This window comes from Pseudomonas poae, assembly GCA_028869255.1.
Lineage (GTDB): Bacteria > Pseudomonadota > Gammaproteobacteria > Pseudomonadales > Pseudomonadaceae > Aquipseudomonas > Aquipseudomonas poae_C.
In genome coordinates this window covers 1,586,742-1,601,941 of record CP110972.1, presented here as the reverse complement: position 1 = coordinate 1,601,941, position 15,200 = coordinate 1,586,742, and the positions used below count along the sequence as shown (strand labels likewise).

Genomic DNA, 15,200 nt, shown 5'->3' with positions numbered 1-15,200 from the left:
TCCTAGGACCTACGCGCCCACATTCCGTGGACGCTCGTTTACTAAAAGGGCTTCGCGATGAACAAAGACCACTCCACTGCAGACCCAAACCTGCTCTTCACCCTCCGCCCCAACCTCGACACCGAAACCCTGCTGGTCAATGCCTCTCAGGACCTGGAATCCATCACTGCCATCGCGGCGAACCTGGCTTTTGAAGTTGAAGGTCCGCAGCGCAGCGTGGTGCTGGGGATTTGCCGAATGGTAGAGGGTGTGCAGTTGCTGGTGGATCGAGCAGTCGATGGCAGCAGCGAGGCAATATCGCAGTAACAGCGTCGTCTGTCAGGGGCTCATCGCGGGTAAGCCCGGCTCCCACACTTTTGCTGTGTGAACACACTTAAATGTGGGAGCTGGCTTGCCTGCGATAGCGGCCTATCAGGCAGCGAGCTTGCCACTGGCAATCGCCGCCGAAGCCGCCACCATCGCCCTCAACAACACCGCACACCCCGCCGCCAAGTCATCCGGTGCGGCGTTTTCGATTTCGTTATGGCTGATGCCGCCTTCGCAGGGCACGAAGATCATCCCTGCCGGGCCGAGTTCGGCGACGAAAATCGCGTCATGCCCCGCCCCGCTGACGATGTCCATGTTCGACAGGCCCAAGCCATTCGCCGCATCGCGCACCGCATCCACGCAGCCTTTGTCGAAATACAGCGGCGGGAAGTCGGCGGTGGGCTCCATCTCATACGTCAGCCCGTGTTTGGCGCAGGTCTCATCAATCACCTTGCGCACCTCGGCAATCATCGAGTCCAGGCGCGCCGGCTCAAGATGGCGAAAATCCAGGGTCATGCGCACTTCACCAGGGATGACGTTGCGTGAGCCCGGATAAGCCTGCAGGCAACCGACCGTGCCGCACGCATGTGGCTGATGCCCCAGCGCCGCTGCATTCACGGCCGCCACCACGACGGCCGCGCCCACCAGAGCATCCTTGCGCAGGTGCATCGGCGTCGGCCCTGCATGCGCCTCAACGCCGCGCAGTTTCAGGTCGAACCATTTCTGCCCCAACGCTCCGAGCACCACGCCGATGGTTTTCTGCTCATCCTCAAGAATTGGCCCTTGCTCGATATGCGCTTCGAAATACGCGCCCACCTTGTGCCCACTGACCGGCCGCGTGCCCGCATAGCCGATCGCATTCAACGCATCGCCCACACTCACGCCATCCACATCCACCTTGGCCAGGGTATCGGCCAGGGTAAATTTCTCGGCAAACACCCCGGAGCCCATCATGCACGGAGGAAAACGCGAGCCTTCTTCGTTGGTCCACACCACCACTTCCAGCGGCGCTTCGGTTTCGATCTTGAGGTCATTGAGGGTGCGCAGCACTTCCACGCCAGCCAGCACGCCGAAACAGCCATCGAACTTGCCGCCTGTGGGCTGGGTGTCGATATGGCTGCCGGTCATCACCGGTGGCAGCTGGGGATTGCGCCCGGGGCGGCGGGCGAAGATGTTGCCGATGCCGTCGATGGTGACGGTACAGCCAGCTTCCTCGCACCACTGCACAAACAGGTCGCGGGCCTTGCGGTCGAGGTCGGTAAGGGCCAGGCGGCAGACGCCCCCCTTGGGCGTGGCGCCGAGCTTGGCCAGGTCCATCAGGGATTGCCACAAGCGGTCGCGGTTGATTTGCAGAACGTCCAGGGCAGCGTTCATGGGGATCTCCTCGGGCTGTATTTCTTATAAATTGCCCCATTCCAACCGTTGGAATGGGGTAAAAATGTGGGAGCGGGCTTGCTCGCGAATGCGGTCTTCCAGACACATTTGCGGAGACTGACACGCCCTCTTCGCGAGCAAGCCCGCTCCCACATTTGGATTGCATTTCAATCTTTCACAGGGGTGTTTTTACCGCGAGTGGCAAGGCACGCCGCTTGGCATTCAGGCCGTAATACAACAGGCCACCCAACGCCGAACCGGTGAACCAGCCGTAGCTGTAGAACCAGCTGAACGCATCACTGCCCAGCGACAGCAGGGTCAGCACCACCGGCACGCCAAACGCGATAAAGCCACTCCAGTTCCACGCCGGGTACACGTCATCACGGTACAGGCCGGCCAGGTCCAACTGCTGTTTGCGGGTGATGAAGTAGTCCACCACCATGATCCCGGCAATCGGGCCGAGCAGGCTTGAGTAGCCGAGCAACCAGTTGGAATACACGGTTTCCAGGCTCACGTCGGACACGATCAGCCCGAGCTTTTTCAGCAACTCATGGCCCATCAACGCCAACCCGACCAGGCCGGTGAGGATCACCGCCGTGGTGCGGTTGATCAGCTTGGGCGCGATGTTCTGGAAGTCGTTGGTGGGCGAAACGATGTTAGCGGCAGTGTTGGTGGACAAGGTGGCGATGATGATCAGCAGCATCGCAACGGCGACCCACACCGGGCTCTGGATATGCCCGATCAAGGTCACCGGATCGGACACGCTGACACCCACCAGCTTCACCGACGCGGCGGTCATGATCACGCCCAGGGCGGCGAACAGGAACATGGTCAATGGCAGGCCGAAAATCTGCCCGAGGATCTGGTCCTTCTGGCTTTTGGCGTAGCGGCTGAAGTCGGGAATATTCAACGACAAGGTGGCCCAGAAACCGACCATCGCGGTGAGTCCGGCCATGAAGTAACCGGTGAGGCTCGCGCCTTCAGGACGCTTGGGCGGGATTGCCATCAACTCGCTGAGGGACACATTGGGCATCGCCCACACCAGCAGACCGATCCCCACCGCCACCAGCAGCGGTGCCGACAGGGTTTCAAGGCGTTTGATCGACTCGGCGCCACGCAGCACCACCCACAGGTTCAGGCACCAGAAAACCATGAAACCGATCACCTCCCCCGTGCCGCCGAGTGACTTCCAGCCCTCGAAAATCGAACCGAGAAACAGGTGAATCGCCAGCCCGCCGAACAGGGTCTGGATACCAAACCAGCCGCACGCCACCAGTGCCCGAATCAGGCAGGGCACGTTGGAGCCAAGGATGCCAAAGGACGAACGCAACAGCACTGGAAATGGAATGCCGTACTTGGTGCCGGGAAACGCGTTAAGGGTCAGCGGGATCAGCACCACGATATTGGCCAGCAAGATCGCCATCAGCGCCTCGCCCACCGACAGGCCGAAATACGCGGTGAGCACCCCGCCGAGCGTGTAGGTAGGCACGCAGATCGACATGCCGACCCACAGCGCGGTGATATGCCACTTGTTCCAGGTGCGCTCGTGCACCTTGGTCGGTGCCATGTCGTGGTTATAGCGCGGGCTGTCGAGGACGTCGGGGCCGGCGTCGAGTTCATACAGGCCTTTGCGTTCAATGACTTGCGATCTGTTCTGTTGCATGGCCGCTCCACGGTTTTTTCGAATTATTTTTGCTCACCTGCGGGGTAAGCGCAGGTGGCCGGAGTACCTCGTAAACAACATGACATCACGGGCCCGGCAGCCGTCACCGCACTCAATAACCGTGCCGACAACCCGTACTGAACCCGCACCGCTTATATAACTTGCTGATGTTAATCAGCTTTCCGATTGAGCCCAGGCTACTTGTCGCCTTACTCAGGCTAAATAACGCGCAAGTTCCAGAACCGTCAGGACTCAATCTGGTGCAACACAATTATTTTTATTTCCCGGCCCCGTCAAGAGGCATGTCTCAAGCGTCTGATTTGCAATAAGAAATGTTGCTCAAATTAAGAACCTGTCAAGTGCGTCAAAATGGTGAGAGGTCGCTACATTTTGGTGATTATTGGTTTTTATCCTTATAAATCAGTTATTTAAATGCGATATAAGCTTATAAAAAATCTTCTTGCCCAATCGAAAAACTCGGGCTAGTTTCTATTCCTGTCACCGATGACAGGATTTAACCACCATCGGCAAGCAGCATTACAACACTTAGAACTGGCACAAGCCGGTCAAGCCTGTGAGGAACTCGACATGTCGCTGTTGATCCGTGGCGCCACCGTAATGACCCATGATGAAAGTTACCGCGCCGATGTTTTATGCGCCGGCGGTCTGATTCGCGCTATTGGTACGAATCTGGAGGTTCCCGCCGGCACTGAAATACTCGATGGCAGCGGCCAATACTTGATGCCCGGCGGCATTGACCCCCACACCCATATGCAACTGCCCTTCATGGGCACGGTGGCCAGTGAAGACTTTTTCAGTGGCACGGCGGCGGGCTTGGCGGGGGGCACCACCTCGATCATCGACTTTGTGATTCCCAACCCGCAGCAGTCGCTGATGGAAGCCTTCCACCAGTGGCGCGGCTGGGCGGAAAAATCCGCATCCGACTACGGTTTTCATGTGGCGATCACCTGGTGGAGCGAGCAGGTGCGCGAGGAAATGGCCGAGCTGGTGAGCCACCACGGTATCAACAGCTTCAAACATTTCATGGCCTACAAGAACGCGATCATGGCGGCCGATGACACCCTGGTCGCCAGCTTCGAGCGCTGCCTGGAACTGGGCGCGGTGCCGACCGTGCACGCGGAAAACGGCGAGCTGGTGTACCACCTGCAACGCAAGCTGATGGCTCAGGGCATCACCGGGCCGGAGGCACATCCGCTGTCGCGGCCGTCCCAGGTCGAAGGCGAGGCGGCCAGCCGTGCGATCCGTATTGCCGAGACCATCGGCACGCCGCTGTATCTGGTGCACGTATCCACCAAGGAAGCGCTGGATGAAATCACCTACGCCCGTGGCAAGGGCCAGGCGGTGTACGGTGAAGTGCTCGCCGGCCATTTGCTGCTGGACGACAGCGTCTACCAGCACCCCGACTGGCAAACCGCCGCAGGCTATGTAATGAGCCCGCCGTTCCGCCCACGCGGGCATCAGGAGGCGCTGTGGCACGGCCTGCAATCGGGCAACCTGCACACCACCGCCACCGACCACTGCTGCTTCTGCGCCGAGCAAAAAGCCGCGGGGCGCGACGACTTCAGCAAAATCCCCAACGGCACCGCCGGTATCGAAGACCGCATGGCGCTGCTGTGGGATGAGGGCGTGAACACCGGGCGTCTGTCGATGCAGGCGTTTGTCGCGCTGACCTCCACCAACACCGCGAAGATTTTCAACCTCTACCCCCGCAAGGGCGCAATTCGCGTAGGGGCCGATGCCGATCTGGTGCTGTGGGACCCCGAGGGTACGCGCACGATTTCCGCCAAGACTCACCACCAGCAAGTCGACTTCAACATCTTCGAAGGCAAGACCGTGCGCGGCGTGCCGAGCCATACCATCAGCCAGGGCAAGCTGGTCTGGGCCGATGGTGATTTGCGCGCCGAGCGCGGTGCCGGGCGGTATGTGGAACGGCCGGCGTATCCGTCGGTGTTTGAGCAGTTGAGCAAGCGGGCGGAGCATTCCAGGCCCACTGCGGTGAAACGCTGACAGCGGCCTTCGGCCTATCGCGGGCAAGCCCGGCTCCCACACTGGAACGATGTGAACCCGACCCAATGTGAGAGCTGGCTTGCCTGCGAAGAGGCCCGCACAGGCAACACTAAAACCAATGCCCATCAGAGGCAGCACCTCAATAACCGTGAGGCCAACACCGTGATCCAGACCCTGACCCACCTTCCCCATCCCGTTGAGGATGGGGCAACACTCGCCAGCCATTTCACCGACCTGGCACCGCCCCTCAACGCCCGTCAGGCACAACTTGAAGCCTCGCGCTGCCTGTATTGCTACGACGCGCCGTGCGTGAATGCGTGCCCCAGTGAGATCGACATCCCCTCGTTCATCCGCAATATCCACACCGAAAACGTGCAAGGCGCGGCGCAGAAAATCCTTTCCGCCAACATCCTCGGCGGCAGTTGCGCCCGCGTCTGCCCGACGGAGATCCTGTGCCAGCAAGCCTGCGTGCGTAACAACGCCGAAGAATGCGCCCCGGTGCTGATCGGCCTGTTGCAACGCTACGCCATCGACAACGCGCACTTCAGCGAACACCCTTCCAGCGCGCCGCGCCCACCGGCAAGCGAATTGCCGTGGTCGGCGCCGGGCCGGCGGGTTTGGCTTGCGCACACCGCGCCGCCTTGCACGGCCACGACGTGGTGATTTTCGAAGCCCGGGAAAAGGCTGGCGGCTTGAATGAATACGGGATTGCCAAGTACAAGCTGGTGGATGACTTCGCGCAAAAGGAACTGGATTTCCTCCTGCAAATCGGCGGCATCGAGATCCGCCACGGCCAGCGCCTGGGCGACAACCTGACCTTGAGCGAGCTGCACCAGCAATACGATTCGGTGTTCCTCGGCCTGGGCCTCGCCGCCAGCAAACAACTGGGCTTACCCCACGAGGACGCGCCCGGCCTGCTCGCCGCCACCGACTACATCCGCGAACTGCGCCAGGCCGATGACCTCACGCAATTGCCGCTGGCCGACCGCTGCATCGTGCTCGGCGCCGGCAATACGGCGATCGACATGGCCGTGCAAATGGCTCGCCTGGGTGCCCGCGATGTGAACCTGGTGTACCGCCGTGGCCTGGCCGATATGGGCGCCACCCAGCATGAGCAGGACATCGCCAAGGCCAATCAGGTACGCCTGCTGGCCTGGGCCCAACCTGAAGCCGTATTGCTCGATGACCAGGGCCATGTGCGCGGCATGCGCTTTTTGCGCACACGCATGGAAAACGGGCGCCTGCACCCCACCGGCGAAACCTTCGAACTGGCCTGCGATGCAATCTTCAAAGCCATCGGGCAAGGGTTCGACAACCAGGCATTGTACGACCCCCTGGCCCAGCAACTGCACCGCGTGGGCGAGCGGATCTTCGTCGACGAACACCTGCAAACCAGCATTCCAGGGGTCTATGCCGGTGGCGATTGCGTCAGCCTCGGGCAGGACCTCACCGTACAGGCGGTGCAACACGGCAAGCTGGCCGCCGAAGCCATGCACGCCCAACTCATGCTGAATGTGGAGGCTGCGTAATGGCCGATCTCTCGATTGTATTCGCCGGTATCAAAGCCCCTAACCCCTTCTGGCTGGCCTCTGCGCCGCCTACCGACAAAGCCTACAACGTGGTACGCGCCTTCGAAGCCGGCTGGGGCGGCGTGGTCTGGAAAACCTTGGGCGAAGACCCGGCGGCGGTCAATGTGTCTTCACGCTACTCGGCGCACTACGGCGCCAACCGTGAAGTGCTGGGCATCAACAATATCGAGCTGATTACCGACCGCTCCCTGGAGATCAACCTGCGGGAAATCACCCAGGTGAAGAAGGATTGGCCCGACCGTGCATTGATCGTGTCGCTGATGGTGCCGTGCGTAGAAGAATCCTGGAAAAACATCCTGCCGCTGGTGGAGGCCACTGGCTGCGACGGTATCGAGCTGAACTTCGGCTGCCCCCACGGCATGCCCGAACGCGGCATGGGCGCGGCGGTTGGCCAGGTGCCGGAGTATGTGGAACAGGTGACGCGCTGGTGCAAGACCTACTGCTCGCTGCCGGTGATCGTCAAGCTCACGCCGAACATCACCGACATCCGCGTGGCGGCCCGGGCGGCGTATCGCGGCGGTGCCGACGCGGTGTCGCTGATCAACACCATCAACTCCATCACCAGCGTGGACCTGGAGCGTATGGTCGCGCTGCCCGTGGTCGGCACCCAGAGTACCCATGGCGGTTATTGCGGCTCGGCGGTCAAGCCCATCGCGTTGAACATGGTGGCTGAAATTGCCCGCGACCCGCAGACCCAAGGCTTGCCAATCTGCGGCATCGGCGGCATCGGCAATTGGCGCGATGCGGCGGAGTTCGTCGCGCTGGGCTGCGGTGCGGTGCAGGTGTGCACGGCGGCGATGCTGCACGGGTTTCGGATTGTGGAAGAGATGAAAGACGGGCTGTCGCGCTGGATGGACAGTCAGGGTTACACCAGCCTGCAGGCGTTTTCCGGGCGAGCGGTGGGTAATACGACGGATTGGAAGTACCTGGACATCAACTATCAGGTGATCGCCAAGATTGATCAGGCGGCGTGTATTGGCTGCGGGCGCTGCCATATTGCCTGCGAGGACACCTCGCACCAGGCAATCGCCAGTTTGAAACAGGTGGATGGCACGCATAAGTATGAGGTGATAGATGATGAGTGCGTGGGCTGCAACCTGTGCCAGATCACCTGCCCGGTGGCCGATTGCATTGAGATGGTGCCGATGGAGACGGGCAAGCCGTTTCTGAATTGGACGCAGGATCCGCGTAATCCATATCGGGAGGCTGTGTAGTCCTTTAGACCGCCTTCGCGAGCAAGCCCGCTCCCACATTGAAGCGCATTTTGTCTGCAAGAATGCAGTCGAATGTGGGAGCGGGCTTGCTCGCGAAGGGCCCTCAGCCCCACCACGAGCCTTAAGGCTCCAACCCGATCCCGCGCAAAATCACACTGGTCACCGTCTGGATCGCCTTCTCAAACTGCATATCCGACAATGGCTGGTGATCATTCAAGATCTTCACCTGGTGATCAAAGTCCGCGTAGTGCTGGGTCGAGGCCCAGATCATATACAGCAGGCTCGAGGGCTCCACCGGCAGGATGCGTTTGTCTTCCACCCACTGGCGAATTTTCGCTTCCTTCATCTTGGCCCAGTCGTACAGGCTTTCGTCCAGCGCCTCACCGAGTGTCGGCGCGCCGTGGATGATTTCATTGGCCCAGACTTTCGAACCATACGGCCGGGTGCGCGAGCGCTGCATTTTGGCGCGGATATAGCTACTGAGCACCACACGCGGGTCGTCGAAGGTTTCAAAGCTGAGGGCGTCCTGCTTCCATACTTCCAGCAGGTCGAACAGCACCGCACTGTACAGTTCGCTTTTGGTCGTGAAGTAGTAATGCAGGTTGGAGCGCGGCAGTTGCACTTCTTCGGCGATATCCGCCATGGCGGTGCTGCCATAGCCTTTTTCGGCGAAGATTTTCTCCGCCGCCAGCAGGATTTTTTCGACGTTGACTCGGCGAATCCCAATCTTGTGATTGCCCATATGGGCTCCCTGACAACAACTTGGGCTAAAGACTACCATCGGCTCTAGATCGCGGCGACAGGCCATAATGAAAGTTCTTACGCGAAGCTTTCCCGCTGAAATGCGATTGGTTAGGATCGCGATCCCCATGAAGGATCATTGCAATGACTGTCCGACCTCGCGTGGCCGCCGATGACCCAGTGCTGGGAGCACTGTGGGAGCGTTCGGTGCGGGCCACCCATGACTTCCTCCCGGAGGATGACATCCAGCGTTTGCTGCCCCTGGTGCGCGACACCTACCTGCCGATGCCTGCGCTCGAGGTGTGGGTGTACGAAGATAAAAATGGCCTCGGCGGTTTTATCGCGACCGGCGCCAACAATGTGGAAATGCTGTTTATCGACCCCGACCGCCGTGGCCAGGGCATCGGCCGCCAACTGCTGGACCACGCCCGCGCCCGCCATGACACCCTGACGGTGGATGTAAACGAACAAAACCCGCAGGCCGTGGGTTTCTACCTGCACTATGGTTTTATCCAGGTCGCACGCTCGCCGCTGGATGGCGAAGGCAAGCCCTTTCCCTTGCTGCACATGGCTCTACCGACTCCTCAACCCTGAAGGTACTGAACAATGCTGATCAAGAAAACGTTGACCGCCACCGCCCTGCTCGCCTCCCTGCTGGGCGCTTCGGCGGCGTTTGCCCACGCCCATCTGAAAAGCTCGGAACCTGCCGCAGACAGCAGCGTCGCCGCCCCCAAAGACCTGCGCTTGACCTTCAGCGAAGGCGTCGAAGCCACCTTCACCAAAGTCTCGCTGAGCAAGGACGGTACCGAGGTCGCAATCAAGGGCCTGGAAACTCCGGGCGCCGACAAGAAAGTCCTGGTGGTCACACCTGCCGCCCCGCTGGCGGCCGGTAACTACAAAGTGGTGTGGAACGCGGTGTCGGTCGACACCCACAAGAGCAACGGCGAATACAGCTTCAAGGTCGGCCAATAATTCATGGCGACCCTGCTGGTGCTGTGCCGCTTCGTGCATTTTACCGTCGTGCTGTTGATGTTCGGGGCCTGTGTATTCAGGCCCTGGCTGCTCGGTGCTGCCGCTCAGCCGGCGCTGGACCGGCAGTTGCTGCGCATTAGTCGCGGCCTGGCCTGGCTGGGGCTGTTCTCCGGCGTGGCCTGGCTGCTGTTGATCACGGCGAGCATGGCCGGCAGTTGGGACGCGGCGCTGCAACCGGCAACCGTACAGTTGGTGCTGGGCAAAACCTTCTTTGGCCAGGTGTGGGCCTGGCATCTGGTGCTGAACCTGCTGCTGGTGATCGTGCTGATCAAACCCTGGCCCGCCCTGCGCCTGCCGTTGAGCGCGCTGTTGCTGGCAACACTGGCCCCGGTGGGCCACGGCGCGATGCTCGATGGGCTGAGCGGGCAATTGCTGATCCTTAACCAGGTGGTGCACCTGGTGTGCGTGGGCGCCTGGCTCGGCGGCTTGCTGTTGCTGGTGTTGATCCTCAGGCAGCCGCAGAACTACGCCCTGCAACCGATCCTCAAGCGTTTCAGTGGCGTGGGTTATGGCCTGGTGGCCGGGTTGCTGGTAACGGGTTTGATCAATGTGCGCGTACTCACCGGGCAGCTTTGGCCCACCCCGCTGTTTAACGGGTTTGCGCTGATTCTGCTGATCAAGGTATTGCTGGTGCTCGGCATGCTGGCACTGGCATTGCTGAACCGGTTACGCCTGGATCACTGCGAGCAAAGACCGGGCACGTTGAAAGCCAGCGTGATGCTGGAATGGTTGCTGGGTGTTTCAGCAGTAGCCGCCGTTTCACTCCTTGGCACGCTGCCCCCCATGATTCTGGCTGGCTGAATGCGACCCGTGTGGGAGCTGGCTTGCCTGCGATGGCATCGCCGCGGTGTTTCTGTGAGACCGGGTCGCCTGCATCGCAGGCAAGCCAGCTCCCACAGAGACCGTTGTCGTATAACTTCTGCTTGACACTCCCTGAAAACCCCGCAAATATCCGACGCAATGTTGTACGACGACGTATGACAAATAATAAAAACAACAAAAAGGGAGCGTCACTGTGAGTCAATTCGCCCGCAATTCCTCCACACGCCTGGGCCTCATCGGTCTCGGCAGCCTGGCCTTCACCCTGCCCATCACCACCCACGCCGACGGCTTTATCGACGACGCCAAGGCCACGCTGAACCTGCGCAACGCCTACTTCAACCGCAACTTCACCAACCCGACCAACCCTCAGGGCAAGGCCGAAGAGTGGACGCAAAACTTCATTCTCGACGCCAAGTCCGGCTTTACCCAGGGCACCGTGGGGTTCGGGATTGATGTGCTGGGCTTGTACTCGCAAAAGCTCGACGGCGGCAAAGGCACCGGTGGCACCCAACTGTTGCCGATTCACGATGACGGCCGCCCCGCCGACAACTTCGGGCGCCTGGGCGTGGCGTTGAAAACCAAGCTGTCGAAGACTGAGCTGAAAGTCGGCGAGTGGATGCCGGTGCTGCCTATCCTGCGCTCCGACGATGGCCGCTCCCTGCCCCAGACCTTTCGTGGCGGCCAGGTCACCTCCAATGAAATCGCCGGCCTGACCCTCTACGGCGGGCAATTTCGCGGCAACAGCCCGCGTAACGACGCGAGCATGGAAGACATGTTCATGAACGGCAAAGCCGCCTTCACCTCCGACCGGTTCAACTTCGGCGGCGGCGAATACAGCTTCAATGACAAGCGCACCCAGGTCGGCGTGTGGTACGCCGAATTGACGGATATCTACCAGCAACGCTACGTCAACCTGACCCACAGCCAACCCGTGGGCGACTGGACCCTGGGCGCCAATCTTGGCTACTTCACGGGTAAAGAAGACGGCAGCGCCCTGGCCGGCGACCTCGACAACAAAACTGCGTTCGCCCTGCTCTCGGCCAAATACCTGGGCAACACGTTCTACGTGGGCCTGCAGAAACTGACCGGCGACAGCGTGTGGATGCGGGTCAACGGCACCAGCGGCGGCACCCTGGCCAACGACAGCTACAACGCGAGCTACGATAACGCCAAGGAAAAATCCTGGCAGGTGCGCCATGACTTCAACTTCGTGGTGCTCGGCATTCCCGGACTGACCATGATGAACCGCTATATCAGCGGCAGTAACGTGCACACAGGGACGATCACCGACGGCAAGGAATGGGGCCGCGAGTCGGAACTGGCCTACACGGTGCAGAGCGGTACGCTGAAGAATTTGAATGTGCGGTGGAGGAACTCGACCATGCGTCGGGATTTCAGCAATAACGAGTTTGATGAGAATCGGATTTTTATCAGCTATCCGATTTCTTTGTTGTAACGCGCTCAATGTGGGAGCGGGCTTGCTCGCGAAAGCAGTGTGTCAGTCACCGACTACTTGAATGACCCAGCGCATTCGCGAGCAAGCCCGCTCCCACATTTGATCTCACTCACCTGCAAGGCGTTGACAATCCAGGAGTCCAAAACGATACTTCGACCAAGTCATACGACAACCTACAACAACAATGGAATCCTCATGACCACCACAACCACGCCTACTCCCTTCAACCGCCTGCTGCTCACCGGTGCCGCCGGTGGCCTGGGCAAAGTCCTGCGCGAACGCCTGCGGCCCTATGCCAATGTGCTGCGCCTGTCGGATATCGCCGACATGGCACCGGCCGGCGCCCACGAAGAAGTGCAACCCTGCGACCTCGCCGATAAACAAGCCGTGCACCACCTGGTGGAAGGCGTGGATGCCATCCTGCATTTCGGCGGTGTGTCGGTGGAGCGCTCCTTTGAGGAGGTGCTCGGCGCCAATATCAGCGGCATTTTCCATATCTACGAAGCCGCCCGCCGCCATGGCGTCAAACGCGTGATCTTCGCCAGCTCCAACCATGTGATCGGCTTCTACAAACAGGGCGAAAAAATCGACGCCCACTCGCCGCGCCGCCCCCGACAGCTACTACGGCCTGTCCAAGTCCTACGGCGAAGACATGGCCAGTTTCTACTTCGATCGCTACGGCATCGAGACCGTGAGCATTCGCATCGGCTCCTCGTTCCCGGAACCGCAGAACCGCCGCATGATGCACACCTGGCTGAGCTTCGACGACCTGACCCAACTGCTCGAACGCGCGCTGTACACGCCAAACGTCGGCCACACGGTGGTCTACGGCATGTCGGATAACCTCGACACCTGGTGGGACAACCGCTACGCCGCGCACCTGGGCTTTGCCCCCAAAGACACGTCCGAAGTGTTCCGCGCCCAGGTCGAAACACAGCCGCCGGTGGCCGCCGATGACCCGGCCAAAGTCTACCAGGGCGGGGCCTTCTGCGCCGCCGGGCCGTTCGGTGACTGAACACACACCAACCCAAGGGAATGAGTTGCCATGACCGCTGAACTGATTGTCGACGCCCGCAATGCCGTGGGCGAATGCCCGGTGTGGGTGCCTGAGGAAAACGCGCTGTACTGGGTGGATATCCCCAACGGCGGCCTGCAACGCTGGAACGCCGCCAGCGGCCATGTCGCCGCCTGGAAAGCCCCGCAGATGCTCGCCTGCATTGCCCGCACCACGGCGGGCAACTGGGTGGCCGGCATGGAAAGCGGTTTTTTTAAGCTGACCCCGCACAATGATGGCAGCCTCGACACCACGGCCCTGGCCAGTGTCGAGCATCCGCGCCCGGACATGCGCCTGAACGACGGCCGCTGTGATCGCCAGGGCCGCTTCTGGGCCGGCAGCATGGTGCTGAATATGGGCGCGAATGCCGCCGAAGGCATCCTCTACCGCTTCGCCTCCGGCGCGCCGCCCCATGCTCAGCTGGACGGGTTCATCACCCTGAACGGCCTGGCCTTCAGCCCCGATGGCCGCACGATGTACGCCTCGGACTCGCACCCGCTGGTGCAACAGATCTGGGCCTTCGACTACGACATCGACACCGGCACGCCGTCCAATCGCCGCGTGTTTGTGGATATGCACCGCCACCTCGGCCGCCCCGACGGCGCCGCGGTGGATGCCGATGGCTGCTACTGGATCTGCGCCAACGACGCCGGGCTGATCCACCGCTTCACCCCCGACGGTCGCCTCGACCGCTCGCTCAACGTACCGGTGAAAAAACCCACCATGTGCGCCTTTGGCGGCAGTCGCCTGGACACACTGTTCGTCACCTCGATTCGTGATGACCAGAGTCAGCAGTCGGTTGCCGGCGGCGTGTTCGCCCTCAACCCCGGCGTCACCGGATTGCCGGAGCCCACGTTCACCCTCTAGCTGCATTGCCGTGCCTTGAATACAACAATAAAAACACAGGAGTGACACCCCATGGACTTCAAACGCACCTTGCTCGCCGCTGCATTCTTCACCCTCAGCAGCGCCGCCCACGCGCTGGAAATCAAATTTGCCGACATCCACCCGGATGGCTACCCCACCGTGGTCGCCGAAAAGAACATGGGCGCGGCCCTAACCAAAGAAAGCAATGGCGAACTGACGTTCAAGTTTTTCCCTGGCGGCGTCCTGGGCTCCGAGAAAGAGGTGGTCGAACAGGCCCAGGTCGGCGCCATCCAGATGGCCCGGGTCAGCCTCGGCATCGTCGGCCCGGTGGTGCCGGACGTGAACGTGTTCAACCTGCCGTTCGTGTTCCGTGACCAGGCGCACATGCGCAAGGTCATCGACGGCGAGATCGGTGATGAGATCCTCGCCAAAATTACCGACTCGCAGTTCGGCCTCGTGGCCTTGGCCTGGATGGACGGCGGCACGCGCAACCTCTACACCAAGAAACCAGTGCGCAAGATCGAAGACCTCAAGGGTATGAAGATCCGCGTGCAAGGCAACCCGCTGTTCATCGAAGCCTTCAATGAAATGGGGGCCAATGGCATCGCCATGGACACCGGCGAGATCTTCAGTGCCCTGCAGACCGGCGTGATCGACGGCGCGGAAAACAACCCGCCGACCCTGCTCGAGCACAACCATTTCCAGAACGCCAAGTACTACACCCTCACCGAGCACCTGATCCTGCCCGAGCCCATCGTGATGTCGAAAATCACCTGGAACAAACTCAGCCCTGCGCAACAGGACATGGTGAAAAAAGCTGCCAAGGCCGCCCAGGCTGACGAGCGTGTGTTGTGGGACGCCAAGTCCGCCAGCAGTGAAACCAAGCTCAAGGCCGCCGGTGTCGAGTTCATCACCGTCGACAAAAAACCCTTCTATGACGCCACCGCGCCGGTGCGCGCCAAATACGGTGCGGCTTACGCCGACATCATCAAGCGTATCGACGCCGTTCAGTAACGCCCTCCTTCTCTAGCAAGGCCCGGCGCGGTCGGCATCG

At 60.8% G+C, this 15,200-nt stretch carries 12 protein-coding genes and 2 pseudogenes; 11 read left to right on the top strand and 3 right to left on the bottom strand.

The window, feature by feature from the left end; all coding sequences use genetic code 11:
- The first annotated feature begins 57 nt into the window (after positions 1-57).
- A complete protein-coding gene (locus LRS56_07470; GenBank protein ID WDU64322.1) occupies positions 58-306 on the top strand; it encodes a DUF6124 family protein in 249 nt (82 codons plus the stop codon).
- Positions 307-411: 105 nt separating this feature from the next.
- On the opposite strand, the gene LRS56_07465 is transcribed toward LRS56_07470, so the two are convergent.
- A complete protein-coding gene (locus LRS56_07465; GenBank protein ID WDU64321.1) occupies positions 412-1,680 on the bottom strand; it encodes a Zn-dependent hydrolase in 1,269 nt (422 codons plus the stop codon).
- Between the two features lie 175 nt (positions 1,681-1,855).
- Positions 1,856-3,343, bottom strand: a complete 1,488-nt coding sequence (locus LRS56_07460; GenBank protein ID WDU64320.1) for an NCS1 family nucleobase:cation symporter-1 — start codon at positions 3,341-3,343, stop codon at positions 1,856-1,858.
- Between the two features lie 588 nt (positions 3,344-3,931).
- On the opposite strand from LRS56_07460, the gene hydA reads away from it, so the two are divergent.
- From hydA to preA, 3 genes and pseudogenes are all read left to right on the top strand, one after another.
- The gene (gene hydA / locus LRS56_07455) at positions 3,932-5,371 is read left to right on the top strand and encodes a dihydropyrimidinase (protein ID WDU64319.1); all 1,440 of its coding nucleotides are present in this window, start codon (positions 3,932-3,934) and stop codon (positions 5,369-5,371) included.
- 162 nt (positions 5,372-5,533) lie between these two features.
- Positions 5,534-6,900, top strand: a pseudogene (locus tag LRS56_07450) (NAD(P)-dependent oxidoreductase).
- Positions 6,900-8,174, top strand: a complete 1,275-nt coding sequence (gene preA, locus LRS56_07445; protein WDU64318.1) for an NAD-dependent dihydropyrimidine dehydrogenase subunit PreA — start codon at positions 6,900-6,902, stop codon at positions 8,172-8,174. The pseudogene LRS56_07450 and the gene preA overlap by 1 nt, the downstream one beginning before the upstream one ends.
- 121 nt (positions 8,175-8,295) lie before the next feature.
- Here preA and LRS56_07440 read toward each other — a convergent pair whose 3' ends face one another.
- On the bottom strand, positions 8,296-8,916 hold the full coding sequence (locus tag LRS56_07440; protein WDU64317.1) for a TetR/AcrR family transcriptional regulator: 621 nt from the start codon (positions 8,914-8,916) through the stop codon (positions 8,296-8,298).
- Between the two features lie 143 nt (positions 8,917-9,059).
- On the opposite strand from LRS56_07440, the gene LRS56_07435 reads away from it, so the two are divergent.
- From LRS56_07435 to LRS56_07405, 7 genes and pseudogenes are all read left to right on the top strand, one after another.
- Positions 9,060-9,509 carry a GNAT family N-acetyltransferase gene (locus tag LRS56_07435; protein WDU64316.1) on the top strand — a complete coding sequence of 150 codons (450 nt, stop codon included), beginning with the start codon at positions 9,060-9,062 and terminating at the stop codon, positions 9,507-9,509.
- Positions 9,510-9,521: 12 nt separating this feature from the next.
- On the top strand, positions 9,522-9,887 hold the full coding sequence (gene copC / locus LRS56_07430; protein ID WDU64315.1) for a copper homeostasis periplasmic binding protein CopC: 366 nt from the start codon (positions 9,522-9,524) through the stop codon (positions 9,885-9,887).
- Positions 9,888-9,890: 3 nt separating this feature from the next.
- Positions 9,891-10,748 carry a copper homeostasis membrane protein CopD gene (copD, locus tag LRS56_07425; protein WDU64314.1) on the top strand — a complete coding sequence of 286 codons (858 nt, stop codon included), beginning with the start codon at positions 9,891-9,893 and terminating at the stop codon, positions 10,746-10,748.
- 214 nt (positions 10,749-10,962) lie between these two features.
- Positions 10,963-12,225, top strand: a complete 1,263-nt coding sequence (locus LRS56_07420; protein WDU64313.1) for an OprD family porin — start codon at positions 10,963-10,965, stop codon at positions 12,223-12,225.
- Positions 12,226-12,420: 195 nt separating this feature from the next.
- Positions 12,421-13,240 (top strand): annotated as a pseudogene (locus LRS56_07415) (NAD(P)-dependent oxidoreductase).
- A 30-nt stretch (positions 13,241-13,270) separates the two neighbouring features.
- Positions 13,271-14,146: an SMP-30/gluconolactonase/LRE family protein gene (locus tag LRS56_07410; protein ID WDU64312.1), complete on the top strand. Its 876-nt coding sequence runs from the start codon at positions 13,271-13,273 to the stop codon at positions 14,144-14,146.
- A 51-nt stretch (positions 14,147-14,197) separates the two neighbouring features.
- Positions 14,198-15,160: a TRAP transporter substrate-binding protein gene (locus LRS56_07405; GenBank protein ID WDU64311.1), complete on the top strand. Its 963-nt coding sequence runs from the start codon at positions 14,198-14,200 to the stop codon at positions 15,158-15,160.
- Positions 15,161-15,200 lie beyond the last annotated feature (40 nt).